General features: G+C 64.9%; 13 protein-coding genes. 12 read left to right on the plus strand and 1 reads right to left on the minus strand.

Annotation, left to right across the window (positions count from 1 at the left end; translation table 11 throughout):
• Positions 1-57 precede the first annotated feature (57 nt).
• The 12 genes from V9K84_RS25420 (at position 58) to lipA (ending at position 11,417) form a co-directional block, all read left to right on the plus strand.
• The gene (locus tag V9K84_RS25420; RefSeq protein WP_043863907.1) at positions 58-1,329 is read left to right on the plus strand and encodes a glutamate-5-semialdehyde dehydrogenase; all 1,272 of its coding nucleotides are present in this window, start codon (positions 58-60) and stop codon (positions 1,327-1,329) included.
• Positions 1,330-1,331: 2 nt separating this feature from the next.
• On the plus strand, positions 1,332-2,018 hold the full coding sequence (nadD, locus tag V9K84_RS25425) for a nicotinate-nucleotide adenylyltransferase (protein WP_043863906.1): 687 nt from the start codon (positions 1,332-1,334) through the stop codon (positions 2,016-2,018).
• Positions 2,019-2,062: 44 nt separating this feature from the next.
• A complete protein-coding gene (rsfS, locus tag V9K84_RS25430; protein ID WP_088514344.1) occupies positions 2,063-2,488 on the plus strand; it encodes a ribosome silencing factor in 426 nt (141 codons plus the stop codon).
• A gap of 9 nt (positions 2,489-2,497) precedes the next feature.
• Positions 2,498-2,965, plus strand: a complete 468-nt coding sequence (gene rlmH, locus V9K84_RS25435) for a 23S rRNA (pseudouridine(1915)-N(3))-methyltransferase RlmH (protein WP_010222895.1) — start codon at positions 2,498-2,500, stop codon at positions 2,963-2,965.
• Positions 2,966-2,980: 15 nt separating this feature from the next.
• Positions 2,981-4,933, plus strand: coding sequence for a penicillin-binding protein 2 (gene mrdA / locus V9K84_RS25440; RefSeq protein WP_054916341.1), 1,953 nt, complete (start codon positions 2,981-2,983; stop codon positions 4,931-4,933).
• A gap of 31 nt (positions 4,934-4,964) precedes the next feature.
• A complete protein-coding gene (gene rodA / locus V9K84_RS25445) occupies positions 4,965-6,068 on the plus strand; it encodes a rod shape-determining protein RodA (protein WP_043863944.1) in 1,104 nt (367 codons plus the stop codon).
• Between the two features lie 17 nt (positions 6,069-6,085).
• On the plus strand, positions 6,086-7,096 hold the full coding sequence (gene mltB, locus V9K84_RS25450; protein WP_043863903.1) for a lytic murein transglycosylase B: 1,011 nt from the start codon (positions 6,086-6,088) through the stop codon (positions 7,094-7,096).
• Complete coding sequence (locus V9K84_RS25455; protein ID WP_043863902.1) at positions 7,096-8,097, plus strand: septal ring lytic transglycosylase RlpA family protein; 1,002 nt, start codon at positions 7,096-7,098, stop codon at positions 8,095-8,097. The genes mltB and V9K84_RS25455 overlap by 1 nt, the downstream gene beginning before the upstream one ends.
• A gap of 135 nt (positions 8,098-8,232) precedes the next feature.
• Positions 8,233-9,393 (plus strand): D-alanyl-D-alanine carboxypeptidase family protein, encoded by a 1,161-nt coding sequence (locus V9K84_RS25460; protein ID WP_043863901.1) that lies wholly within the window; start codon positions 8,233-8,235, stop codon positions 9,391-9,393.
• A 76-nt stretch (positions 9,394-9,469) separates the two neighbouring features.
• Positions 9,470-9,745: a DUF493 domain-containing protein gene (locus tag V9K84_RS25465; RefSeq protein ID WP_043863900.1), complete on the plus strand. Its 276-nt coding sequence runs from the start codon at positions 9,470-9,472 to the stop codon at positions 9,743-9,745.
• Positions 9,745-10,392 carry a lipoyl(octanoyl) transferase LipB gene (lipB, locus tag V9K84_RS25470; RefSeq protein WP_043863899.1) on the plus strand — a complete coding sequence of 216 codons (648 nt, stop codon included), beginning with the start codon at positions 9,745-9,747 and terminating at the stop codon, positions 10,390-10,392. Before V9K84_RS25465 ends, lipB begins: the two co-directional genes overlap by 1 nt.
• Positions 10,393-10,394: 2 nt before the next feature.
• Complete coding sequence (gene lipA / locus V9K84_RS25475) at positions 10,395-11,417, plus strand: lipoyl synthase (protein ID WP_043863898.1); 1,023 nt, start codon at positions 10,395-10,397, stop codon at positions 11,415-11,417.
• Between the two features lie 135 nt (positions 11,418-11,552).
• Here the strand turns inward: lipA and V9K84_RS25480 are convergent, their stop codons facing one another.
• Positions 11,553-12,869, minus strand: coding sequence for a lytic murein transglycosylase (locus V9K84_RS25480; RefSeq protein WP_043863897.1), 1,317 nt, complete (start codon positions 12,867-12,869; stop codon positions 11,553-11,555).
• Between the last annotated feature and the right edge of the window lie 61 nt (positions 12,870-12,930).

Here is a 12,930-nt window from a genome sequence, read left to right on the forward strand (position 1 = left end):
ATACCTGCATGACAGTTATAATCAGCCGATTTTCCCCTCCGCCAAGACACTGAGCCCATGACTGAGTCCGTTCTTGACTACATGACCCGCCTGGGTCGCGCCGCCCGTGAGGCCGCGCGCGTGATTGCCCGCGCCAGCACCGCGCAGAAGAACCGCGCCCTGCACGCTGCCGCCAATGCCCTGGACGCCGCCCGCGCCGAGCTGGGCGCCGCCAACGAACTGGACCTGGCTGCCGGTCGCGCCAATGGTCTGGAGCCGGCCATGCTCGAGCGCCTGGCGCTGACCCCGGCCCGCATCGACGGCATGATCGTCGGCCTGCGCCAGGTGGCCAGCCTGCCGGACCCGGTCGGTGCCATCCGCGACATGAGCTATCGCCCCTCCGGCATCCAGGTCGGCAAGATGCGCGTACCGCTGGGCGTCATCGGCATCATCTACGAGTCGCGCCCCAACGTGACCATCGACGCTGCCAGCCTGTGCCTGAAGTCGGGCAACGCCACCATCCTGCGTGGCGGCTCCGAAGCCATTCATTCCAACCGTGCCATTGCCGCCTGCATCCAGCGCGGCCTGGCCGAGGCCGACCTGCCCGCGGCGGTGGTGCAGGTGGTCGAGGTCACCGACCGCGAGGCGGTGGGCGCACTGATCAGCATGCCCGAGTACGTCGACGTGATCGTGCCCCGTGGCGGCAAGGGCCTGATCGAACGGGTCAGCCGCGACGCACGGGTGCCGGTGATCAAGCACCTGGACGGCATCTGCCACGTGTACGTGGCCGAGCACGCCGAGCTGGACAAGGCCCAACGCATCGCCTTCAACGCCAAGACCTATCGCTACGGCATCTGCGGCGCCATGGAAACCCTGCTGGTCGACCAGTCGGTCGCCGCGGCGTTCCTGCCGGCGATGGCCAGCCAGTTTCGCGACAAGGGCGTGGAGCTGCGGGGCTGCGAGCGCACCCGGCAGATCATCGAGGCACTGCCGGCCAGCGAAGACGACTGGAGCACCGAGTACCTGGCGGCGATTCTGTCGATTCGCGTGGTCGATGGCCTGGATGCGGCCATCGAGCACATCAACCACTATGGTTCGCACCATACCGATTCGATCGTCACCGAACACCAGGGGCAGGCCCGGCGCTTTACCGCCGAGGTCGACTCCTCGTCGGTGATGATCAACACCCCGACCTGCTTTGCCGACGGCTTCGAGTACGGCCTGGGGGCCGAGATCGGCATCTCCACCGACAAGCTGCATGCACGCGGCCCGGTCGGACTGGAAGGGCTGACCTGCGAGAAGTACGTGGTGATCGGTGACGGCCAGCTGCGCGGTCAGGAGTCGTTCTGACCTTGGCCGAGCACAGCCCGCTCGCCGTTGCTGCCACGCCGTCGCCCGCCCGGCGCATCGGCGTGCTCGGCGGCACGTTCGATCCGGTGCACATCGGTCACCTGCGCAGTGCGCTGGAGGTGGCCGAAGTGCTGACGCTGGACGAACTGCGCCTGATGCCCAATGCGCGCCCGCCGCACCGCGACATGCCGCAGGTGTCGGCGCAGGATCGCCTGGCCATGGTCGAACGAGCGGTCGAGGGCGTGCCCCTGCTGAGCGTCGATGCGCGTGAGCTGGCCCGGGACAAGCCGTCCTACACCATCGATACGCTGGAGCTGATGCGCGCCGAAATGGCCGCTGACGACCAGTTGTTCCTGCTGCTGGGCTGGGACGCATTCTGCGGCCTGCCGAGCTGGCATCGCTGGGAAGAGTTGTTGCAACACTGTCATATCCTGGTGCTTCAGCGCCCGGATGCCGACGTCGAGTCGCCGGATGCCCTGCGCAACCTGCTGGCCGCACGTTCGGTGAGTGACCCGCAAGCCCTGCAGGGGCCGGCCGGGCACATAGCATTCGTCTGGCAGACACCCTTGTCGGTGTCGGCCACGCAGATCCGACAGCTGCTGGCCAGCGGCAAGTCGGTGCGGTTTCTGGTGCCGGACGCAGTACTGGCCTATATCGATGCGCACGGCCTGTACCGTGTGCCGAACTGAGTGCGCCAACGGCGCCTCATACCTACGAGTTGAATGAGTTTTATATGAGCAAGCAAGAAATGATTAAAGGCGAAGAGCTGGTCAAGGTCGCGGTAGCTGCCCTTGAAGACGTCAAGGCCCAGGACGTCCTGGTCATCGACGTTCGCGACAAGCAGAGCATCACCGACTACATGATCATCGCCACCGGTACCTCCAACCGTCAGATCAGCGCGATGCTGGACAAGGTCCGCCAGATGGTCAAGGAGAAGGGCGTTCGTCCGCTGGGCGAAGAAGGCAAGGGCGACAGCGACTGGGTGCTGCTGGACCTGGACGACGTCATCGTGCACATGATGACCGCCTCGGCCCGTCAGTTCTACGACCTGGAGCGCCTGTGGAAAGGTGCCGAGCAGAGCCGTGCCGCCGATGGCAAGCACCACAGCCCGGAGCACACCCACGAGCACTTCGCCAAGCTCAACAAAGACCAGGAATAAGGTAGCCCCGTGCGTCTGCGTCTGATCGCGGTCGGCTCGCGCATGCCCAAATGGGTCGAGGACGGCTGGCATGAATATGCCAAGCGCCTGCCGTCGGAGCTGTCCCTGGAGCTGGTGGAGATACCGCTCAACACGCGCGGCAAGAATGCCGACGTTGCCCGCCTGATCCGTCAGGAGGGCGAGGCCATGCTGGCCAAGGTCCAGCCGGGCGAGCGTATCGTCACCCTCGAGGTGCACGGCAAGCCGTGGAGCACCGAGCAGCTGGCGGTCGAACTGGACCGCTGGCGCCTCGACTCGCGTACCGTCAACTTCATGGTCGGCGGCCCCGAAGGGCTGGCGCCGGAAGTCTGTGCGCGGGCCGAGCAGCGCTGGTCGCTGTCGCCGCTGACCTTGCCGCACCCGTTGGTAAGGATACTGATCGGCGAACAGCTGTACCGCGCCTGGACCGTGTTGTCCGGGCACCCTTACCACAAATAGTCGTAAGCCTTTTCAATGTCGCAGCCGATTCGCCTCAAGGACCACGAGAAAGACGCCCGCCTGGTGCGTAGCCGCGTCGTGGTCGGCGCAGTCGCGATCGTGCTGCTGATTTGCGTGCTGATCGCCCGGCTGTACTACCTGCAGGTCATTCAGTACGACTACCACTCCACGCTGTCGGAGAACAACCGGGTGCATGTGCAGCCGATCCCGCCGACACGCGGGCTGATCTTCGACCGCAACGGGGTGATAGTCGCCGACAACCGGCCAAGCTTCAGCCTGACCATGACCCGCGAGCGTTCCGGTGACTGGCAGCAGGTACTCGATTCCATCGTCGAGGTGCTGGAGCTGACCGAGGACGACCGGGCACTGTTCGAAAAACGCATGCGCCAGGGGCGTCGGCCCTTCGAGCCGGTACCGATCCTGTTCGAGCTGACCGAAGAGCAGATCGCCCGGATAGCGGTGAACCAGTTCCGTCTGCCGGGTGTGGAGGTGGCGGCGCAGCTGGTACGCCATTACCCGCAGGGTGCGCACTTTGCGCATTCGGTCGGCTATGTGGGGCGCATCAACGAAAAAGAGCTCAAGTCCCTCGACCCGGTCAACTACAGTGGCACCCACCATATCGGCAAGACCGGTATCGAGCGCTTCTACGAAGCCGAGCTGCATGGCCAGGTCGGCTACGAAGAGGTCGAGACCAACGCCCGTGGCCGGGTGCTGCGGGTGCTCAAGCGTACCGATCCGATCCCCGGCAAGGACATCGTCCTGAGCCTGGACATCAAGCTGCAGGAAGCCGCCGAAGCGGCGCTGGGCGGTCGTCGTGGCGCGATCGTGGCGCTCGACCCGAACACAGGTGAAGTGCTGGCGATGGTCAGTCAGCCGAGCTTCGACCCCAACCCCTTCGTCACCGGCATCAGCTTCAAGGCCTATGCCGAGCTGCGCGACTCGATCGACCGCCCGCTGTTCAACCGCGTACTGCGCGGCCTGTATCCGCCGGGGTCGACGATCAAGCCGGCAGTGGCCATCGTCGGCCTGGACACCGGCGCGGTCACGGCCACCTCGCGGGTGTTCGACCCGGGCTACTACCAACTGCCCAACTATGACCACAAGTACCGCAACTGGAACCGCACCGGCGATGGCTGGGTCGACCTCGACACGGCGATCATGCGTTCCAACGACACCTATTTCTACGACCTGGCGCACAAGGTCGGCATCGACCGGCTTTCGGCCTACATGAACCGCTTCGGCATCGGCCAGAAGGTCGCGCTGGACATGTTCGAGGAATCCTCCGGGCTGATGCCGTCGCGTGACTGGAAGCGCGCGACCCGGCGCCAGGCCTGGTTCCCCGGCGAGACACTGATCCTCGGCATCGGCCAGGGCTACATGCAGGCCACGCCGCTGCAACTGGCCCAGGCCACCGCGCTGATCGCCAGCAAGGGCAAGTGGAACCGCCCGCACCTGGCCAAGACCGTCGAGGGCGTGCGCCCGGTGGACGAGAACCCGATGGAAGACATCGTGCTGCGTGACAAGGCCGACTGGAACAGGGTCACCCACGGCATGGAGATGGTGATGCACGGTGCCCGTGGCACCGCGCGCAAGGCTGCCATCGGCGCGCAGTACCGCATCGCCGGCAAGAGTGGTACCGCGCAGGTGGTCGCGATCAAGCAGGGCGAGAAGTATGACCGCAACAAGGTGCAGGAGCGTCACCGCGACCACGCCCTGTTCGTGTCCTTCGCCCCGGCCGAAAACCCGAAGATCGTGGTGTCGGTGATGGTCGAGAACGGCGAGTCCGGCTCCGGCGTGGCCGCCCCCGTGGTGCGCCAGGTGATGGACGCCTGGCTGCTCGACCAGAACGGTCGCCTCAAGCCTGAATACGCCAACCCCGCGGGCGCCCCGACCAATGTGTCGGTGACCACCCCGGCCGCCCCGCCAGCCAACCCTACAACCGCGCAGGAAACGGCCCGTGAAGAGTAATTTCGATCGCATGCTCTCCAGCGAGGACGTGATGCGCCGCCGCGCCAGCTTCCTGCAGCGCATCCACGTCGACGGCCCGCTGCTGGTGCTGCTGCTGACCCTGGCCGCCGGCAGCCTGTTCGTGCTGTATTCGGCCAGCGGCAAGAACTGGGACATGCTGCTCAAGCAGGCGTCCTCGTTCGGCCTGGGCCTGGTGTCGATGTTCGTCATCGCCCAGCTGGAGCCACGCTTCATGGCGCGCTGGGTGCCACTGGCGTACGTCGGCGGGGTGATCCTGCTGGTGGTGGTGGACGTGATGGGCCACAACGCCATGGGCGCCACGCGCTGGATCAACATCCCCGGGGTGATCCGCTTCCAGCCGTCGGAGTTCATGAAGATCATCATGCCGGCGACCATCGCCTGGTACCTGGCCAAGCGCACCCTGCCGCCGCACCTCAAGCACGTGATGATCAGCCTGATCCTGATCGGTGTGCCGTTCATTCTCATCGTGCGCCAGCCCGACCTGGGCACCGCGTTGCTGATCCTGGCCTCGGGCGCGTTCGTGCTGTTCATGGGCGGGCTGCGCTGGCGCTGGATCCTCAGCGTGCTGGCGGCGGCAGTGCCGGTGGCGGTGGCGATGTGGTTCTTCGTCATGCACGACTACCAGAAGCAGCGCGTGCTGACCTTCCTCGACCCGGAAAGCGACCCGTTGGGCACCGGCTGGAACATCATCCAGTCCAAGGCGGCGATCGGCTCGGGTGGGGTATTCGGCAAGGGCTGGCTGCTCGGCACCCAGTCGCACCTGGACTTTCTGCCCGAGAGCCACACCGACTTCATCATCGCCGTGCTCGGCGAGGAATTCGGCCTGGTGGGCATCTGCGCGCTGCTGCTGATCTACCTGCTGCTGATCGGTCGCGGCCTGGTGATCACGGCCCAGGCGCAGACGCTGTACGGCAAGCTGCTGGCCGGCAGCCTGACCATGACCTTCTTCGTATACGTGTTCGTCAATATCGGTATGGTGAGCGGCCTGTTGCCCGTGGTGGGCGTGCCGCTGCCCTTCATCAGCTATGGCGGAACTTCGCTCGTGACGCTGCTGTCAGCGTTTGGGGTTTTGATGTCGATCCACACGCACCGCAAATGGATCGCGCAGGTTTGAATAAGGTGAACAATTCAATGCAAGCAATGCGTGGCTGGGTGGCTCGCTGTGCCCCCTGGGTCGGGCTGTTGGGGCTGCTGGCCCCAGGTCAGCAGGCGAGTGCCGCCGATTATGACGGCTCGCCCCAGGTGGCCGAGTTCGTCGGCGAGATGACCCGCGACTACGGCTTTGCCGGCGAGCAACTGATGGCGGTGTTTCGCGAGGCGCAGCGCAAGCAGTCGATCCTGGATGCGATCTCGCGCCCGGCCGAGCGGGTCAAGCCGTGGAAGGAATACCGGCCGATGTTCATCACCGACGCGCGTATCGCCCGCGGTGTGGACTTCTGGCGCCAGCACGAGGCCACCCTGGCGCGCGCCGAAAAGGAATACGGCGTGCCTGCCCAGGTGATCGTGGCGATCATCGGCGTGGAGACTTTCTTTGGCCGCAACACCGGCAATTACCGGGTGATCGACGCGCTGTCGACCCTGGGCTTCGATTACCCGCCGCGGGCCGAGTTCTTCCGCAAGGAGCTGCGCGAGTTCCTGCTGCTGGCCCGCGAAGAACAGGTCGACCCGCTGACCCTCAAGGGCTCGTACGCCGGCGCCATGGGCCTGCCGCAGTTCATGCCCAGCAGCTTTCGCGCCTATGCCGTGGACTTCGACGGCGACGGCCACATCAATATCTGGACCAACCCGGACGATGCCATCGGCAGCGTGGCCAGCTACTTCAAGCGCCATGGCTGGGTGGCCGGCGAGGGCGTGGTCAGCCGCGCCCAGGTGCGTGGCGAACGTGTCGACGAGGGCTTGAGCCCGGGTATCGAGGCGGTCAAGACCGTCGCGCAGTTGCGGGCACTGGGCTGGTCGAGTCATGATGCGCTGCGCGATGATCTGCCGGTCACCGCCTTCCGGCTCGAAGGCGACAACGGCCCGGAATACTGGCTGGGCCTGAAGAATTTCTACGCGATCACTCGCTACAACCGCAGCGTGATGTACGCCATGGCGGTACATCAACTCTCGGATCAGCTGGTCCAGGCAAGGGGCGCCAGGTAATGCGCGTACTGTTTACTGACACATCTCTCAAACTGATCGGTTGCGCGGCCCTGGGCCTGTTGCTGGTCAGCTGCTCCTCCAGCCGCCCGACGCCGCAAGGTGGCAGCAACGTGGTTCGCGCCAAGCCGGGCCTGGACATCAACCGGGCCCACAAGGACGGCGCGCCGTGGTGGGACGTGGATGTCTCGAAGATCCCCGACGCCACCCCAACGGTGCACACCGGCAACTACAAGGCCAACCCCTACACGGTGCTGGGCAAGACCTACTTCCCGATCCAGGACTCGCGCAATTACCGCGCCGAGGGTACGGCGTCGTGGTACGGCACCAAGTTCCACGGGCAGAACACCGCCAATGGCGAGGTGTACGACCTGTACGGCATGAGTGCGGCGCACAAGACCCTGCCACTGCCGGCCTACGTCAAGGTGACCAACCTGGACAACCAGCGCAGCGTGATCCTGCGGGTCAACGACCGTGGTCCGTTCTATTCGGACCGCATCATCGACCTGTCCTACGCCGCGGCCAAGAAGCTCGGCTACGCCGAAACCGGTACCGCCCGGGTGCGCGTCGAGGGCATCGACCCGCAGCAATGGTGGGCCCAGCGTGGTCAGCAGGCGCCGATGGTGCTCAACCAGCCCCAGGTGGCCCAGACCCAGCCGCTGCCGGCCAGTACCGGCACCGTCGAGCAATGGACCCCGCCGCCGCAGCAGCACGCGGCGGCCGTGGTGCCGGTGCAGGTTGCCAACAACGGCAGCGGGCCGGCCAGCAATGGTCTTTACTTGCAGGTCGGCGCGTTCGCCAACCCGGATGCGGCCGAACTGCTGCGCTCCAAGCTCAGCGGCATGGTCAGCGCGCCGGTGTTCATCAGTTCCATCGTGCGCAACCAGCAGACCCTGCACCGCGTGCGCCTGGGGCCGATCAACAGCCAGGGCGAGGCCCAGCAGATGCAGGACAGCGTGCGCCTGGCCAACCTGGGGCAACCCAAAGTCGTCACGGCAGACTGATCGGGGGGACTGATCGGTTTGTCATGCAGTCGGGCAGAGCAGCCATGTACAATGGCCGTTTTGCTCGCCAGGCCCAGCGCCTGGAATACGTTTTGCCCGCGAGGGCATGAGCCCAATAGCCATTTCGAGAGACGGATGAACATAACCAGCTTTGCCAAACGCCTTTGCCTGCTTGTACCGCTGATGATCGCTCCTGCCGCTTTCGCGGCAGAGCAGATGATGCCGTCGCCGCCGCAACTGGCAGCCAAGTCCTACGTGCTCATGGAAGCCTCCAGCGGCAACATCCTGGTCGAGAACAATGGCGACCAGCGCCTGCCTCCGGCGAGCCTGACCAAGCTGATGACCGCCTACATCGCCACCCTGGACATCCGTCGCGGGCAGATCGGCGAGAACGATCCTGTCACCGTCAGCGAAAACGCCTGGCGTACCGGCGGTTCGCGCATGTTCATCAAGGTCGGCACCCAGGTCAGCGTCAGCGACCTGCTGCACGGCATCATCATCCAGTCGGGCAACGACGCCAGCGTCGCCCTGGCCGAGCACATTGCCGGCAGTGAAGACGCCTTCGCCGACATGATGAACAAGACTGCCACCGACCTGGGCATGAGCAACAGCCACTTCATGAACCCCACCGGCCTGCCGAACCCCGAGCACTACTCCTCGGCGCACGACATGGCGGTGCTGGCACGGGCGATCATCCACGAGGATCCGGCGCACTACGCGATCTACTCGCAGAAGGAATTCTTCTGGAACAACATCAAGCAGCCCAACCGCAACCTGCTGCTGTGGCGCGACAAGACCGTCGACGGCCTGAAGACCGGCCACACCGACGAGGCGGGCTACTGCATGGTGTCCTCGGCAGTACGTGACGGCATGCGCCTGATCGCCGTGGTGTTCGGTACCAACAGCGAGCAATCGCGCGCTGCCGAAACCCAGAAGCTGCTGACCTACGGTTTCCGCTTCTTCGAGACCCAGACCTTCTACCAGAAGGGCACCGAACTGGCCCAGGCGCCGGTGTGGAAGGGCAAGACAGCCCAGGTCAAGGCAGGTCTTGCCGAAGACCTGAGCATGACTTTGCCTAAAGGCCAATTGAAGAAGCTGGCTGCAAGCATGACCATGAACCCGCAGCTGACCGCGCCCATCGCCAAAGGTGACGTGATCGGTAAAGTGGAAGTCAAACTGGATGACAATGTGGTACACAGCGCCGACCTGATCGCGCTGGACGACGTGGAGGAAGGTGGTTTCCTGCGTCGTGCGTGGGATAGCATTCGGCTATTCTTCTACGGGCTGTTCAACTGATATCGTGACCTGCCATGCCCCCGCACACTCACGCGGGGGCATTGTTGTTGCCACGGCTTACGAGGCCGTTACTGCCATGACCGAACCAGACGTCAAGTCGCACAAGATCGAATTCCCCTGCGCCGATTACCCGATCAAGATAATCGGCGACACCGTGGTCCATTTCAGGGACACGGTGATCGAGATTCTCAAGAAATACGCCGAGGTCGACCTCAAGACCCTGGCCGAGCGCCAGAGCAAGGAAGGCAAGTACACCACGGTGCAGCTGCACATCATTGCCACCAGTGAAGACCAGTTGCAGAACATCAACAGTGCCCTGCGCGCGACCGGAATCGTGAAAATGGTGCTCTGATGTCGGCCAGCCTCGGCTTTCGCGACCTCGGCCTGCTGCCTTACACGGCCGTGCTCGAGGCCATGCGTCGGTTCACCGACCAGCGTGGCCCGGGCACGGCCGATGAAGTGTGGCTGGTTGAACACCCGCCGGTGTTCACCCAGGGCCAGGCCGGCAAGGCCGAGCACCTGCTGCTGCCGGGAGATATCCCGGTGGTGCAGACCGACCGCGGTGGCCAGGTGACCTACCATGGACCGGGTCAGCTGGTGGCCTACCTGTTGCTCGATGTACGCCGCCTGGGCTTTGGCGTGCGTGACCTGGTCAGCCGCATGGAGCGCTGCCTGATCGAGCTGCTGGGCAGTTATGGCGTCGAGGCGGCGGCCAAGCCCGACGCGCCTGGCGTCTACGTCGACGGGGCGAAGATCGCCTCCCTCGGCTTGCGCATTCGCAATGGCTGTTCTTTCCATGGCCTTGCCTTGAACGTGGACATGGACCTTGCGCCATTCCGCCGGATTAACCCCTGCGGGTATGCGGGGCTGGCCATGACCCAGCTGCGCGATCAGGCAGGCCCGATCGAACTCACCGAGGTAAGGGCAAGGCTGCGCGGGCAGCTGGTCAAGCACCTCGACTATGCTGAGCAGACGACCCTTGCGGGCGGAATCGACTGAATATGAATACTGTTGTGCAAGAACCGCAGCAAACCCTTATTCCCACTCAGGACGTCAGCGCGCGCCCGGCCCCACGGCCCAAGGTCGAAGCTGGCGTCAAGCTGCGTGGCGCCGAAAAGGTTGCACGTATCCCGGTCAAGATCATCCCGACCGAGGAACTGCCGAAAAAACCTGACTGGATCCGCGTGCGCATCCCGGTGTCGCCGGAAGTCGACCGCATCAAGCAGCTGCTGCGCAAGCACAAGCTGCATAGCGTGTGCGAAGAGGCTTCCTGCCCGAACCTGGGCGAGTGCTTCTCGGGTGGCACCGCCACCTTCATGATCATGGGTGACATCTGCACCCGTCGCTGCCCGTTCTGCGACGTCGGCCACGGCCGGCCCAAAGCGCTGGATGTCGACGAGCCGATGAACCTGGCCGTGGCCATCGCCGACCTGCGCCTGAAGTACGTGGTGATCACCTCGGTGGACCGCGACGACCTGCGTGACGGCGGTGCCCAGCACTTTGCCGACTGCCTGCGCGAGATCCGCAAGCTGTCGCCGGGCGTGCAGCTGGAAACCCTGGTGCCGGACTACCGCGGACGCATGGACGTGGCACTGGCGATCACGGCGCAAGAGCCGCCGGATGTGTTCAACCACAACCTGGAAACCGTGCCACGCCTGTACAAGGCCGCGCGTCCGGGTTCGGACTACCAGTGGTCGCTGACCCTGCTGCAGAAGTTCAAGGAGCTGGTGCCGCACGTACCGACCAAGTCCGGCCTGATGCTGGGCCTGGGCGAGACCGACGAGGAAGTGATCGAGGTGATGCATCGCATGCGCGAGCACAACATCGACATGCTGACCCTGGGCCAGTACCTGCAGCCATCGCGCAGCCACTTGCCGGTGCAGCGCTTCGTGCACCCGGACACCTTCGCCTGGTTCGCCGAGGAAGGCTACAAGATGGGCTTCAAGAACGTCGCCTCGGGCCCGCTGGTGCGTTCGTCGTACCATGCCGACCAACAGGCGCACGAGGCCAAGATCAAGCTGTGACCGGCGTGTGACTGGCTGAAAAAGGCCCCCGTACCAGCGATGGTACGGGGGCCTTTTTGTTGATGGCTTCACTGGCTTCTTCGCCGGCAAGGCCGGCTCCTACAGGCTGTGGGAGCCGGCCCTGCCGTCGCGCTGTCAGCGCTTGCGCAGGCTTTCCAGCAGCTTGTGCGTCGGGTAGCCATCGGCCGGCCAGCCCTGCGCCTGCTGCGCACTGCGGATGGCCTTGCGCGTGTTGGCGCCGATGATCCCGTCTGCGGTGCCCGCGTCATAATTGTTGGCGCTGAGCAGTTGCTGCAGCTCGATCCGCTCGCTGCGGCTCAGCGGCAGGTCATCCTTGGGCCACGACCCGCGAATGAAGCCCGAGTTGTCGAAGCGTTCTGCCAGCAGGCTTACGGCCAGCGCATAGGACGACGAGTTGTTGTACTTGAGGATCGCGCGGAAGTTGTCCAGCACCAGGAATGCCGGGCCACGGGCGCCCGCCGGCAGCAGCAGGGCGGCCGAGAGCTGTTCGGTACCGGCCGGGGCACGGGCACCGGCTGGCAGGGTCACACCCAGTTGCTGCCACTCGGCCACGCTTTTGCGCAGGCTGCCATCGGCCAGCCAGTAGTCGAAGCTGCCTGGCACCTGGACTTCGAAGCCCCAAGGCTCGCCACGTTTCCAGCCGGAGCTTTGCAGGTAGTGCGCGGTGGAGGCCAGCGCATCGGCCGAGCTCTTCCAGATGTCGCGGCGACCGTCGCCGTCGAAGTCCACGGCGTGGGTGTTGTAGGTGGTCGGGATGAACTGGGTCTGGCCCATTGCGCCGGCCCACGAACCCAGCATGGCCTCGGGCTGGATATCGCCGTTCTGCAGGATCTGCAGGGCCGCGATCAGCTGCGCCTGGGCAAATGCCGGGCGGCGTCCTTCATAGGCCAGGGTGGCCAGGGAGCGGATCACCGACTTGCTGCCCTGGAACTGGCCGAAGTTGCTCTCCATGCCCCATACCGACACCAGTACGCTGCGGTCCACGCCATAGCGTTGCTCCAGCTGGCTGAGCAGGACGGCATGCTGGTCGAGCAGCTTCTTGCCGTTGCGAACGCGCAGGGGCGACAGCGCGCCCTCGAGGTATTCCCACACCGGCCGGGTGAATTCGGGTTGGCTGCGGTCGGCCTTGATCACGTCCATGTCGGGGGTGATGCCGATGAACGCGCGGTCGAAGGTGGCCGGGGTGATGCCGGCCTGCAGGGCCTGCTGACGAAAGCCGGCTTGCCATTGGGCAAAGGTCTGCAGGGGCTGGATTTCCGGGCTGGCGTCGGTGTTCGGGGTGGGCAGGGTGACCACCGGGGCAGGTTGCGCGGGAGCCAGGGGCAGGGTGTCGGCGACGGTAGGTTGCTCGGCACAGGCGACGAGCAGGATAAGGCTGGAAGCTGCGGTCAGCTGGCGAAGTTGCCGGCGACGGGAGGGGCATAAGGGCATGCATGGGTCCAGGTATTTCAGGTCAGGTGACGACCATATCATGCCTGTGGGTTTCTTGCTT

Source organism: Pseudomonas sp. AE27, from assembly GCF_037113495.1.
GTDB lineage: Bacteria > Pseudomonadota > Gammaproteobacteria > Pseudomonadales > Pseudomonadaceae > Aquipseudomonas > Aquipseudomonas palmensis.

Coding starts and splice junctions, on each gene's coding strand:
- mltB (WP_043863903.1), top strand. CDS start 6,086: ATGCAAGCAATGCGTGGCTGGGTGGCTCGCTGTGCCCCCTGGGTCGGG.
- lipB (WP_043863899.1), top strand. CDS start 9,745: ATGTCGGCCAGCCTCGGCTTTCGCGACCTCGGCCTGCTGCCTTACACG.
- rsfS (WP_088514344.1), top strand. CDS start 2,063: ATGAGCAAGCAAGAAATGATTAAAGGCGAAGAGCTGGTCAAGGTCGCG.
- V9K84_RS25420 (WP_043863907.1), top strand. CDS start 58: ATGACTGAGTCCGTTCTTGACTACATGACCCGCCTGGGTCGCGCCGCC.
- mrdA (WP_054916341.1), top strand. CDS start 2,981: ATGTCGCAGCCGATTCGCCTCAAGGACCACGAGAAAGACGCCCGCCTG.
- lipA (WP_043863898.1), top strand. CDS start 10,395: ATGAATACTGTTGTGCAAGAACCGCAGCAAACCCTTATTCCCACTCAG.
- V9K84_RS25465 (WP_043863900.1), top strand. CDS start 9,470: ATGACCGAACCAGACGTCAAGTCGCACAAGATCGAATTCCCCTGCGCC.
- V9K84_RS25460 (WP_043863901.1), top strand. CDS start 8,233: ATGAACATAACCAGCTTTGCCAAACGCCTTTGCCTGCTTGTACCGCTG.
- rodA (WP_043863944.1), top strand. CDS start 4,965: ATGCGCCGCCGCGCCAGCTTCCTGCAGCGCATCCACGTCGACGGCCCG.
- V9K84_RS25455 (WP_043863902.1), top strand. CDS start 7,096: ATGCGCGTACTGTTTACTGACACATCTCTCAAACTGATCGGTTGCGCG.
- V9K84_RS25480 (WP_043863897.1), bottom strand. CDS start 12,869: ATGCCCTTATGCCCCTCCCGTCGCCGGCAACTTCGCCAGCTGACCGCA.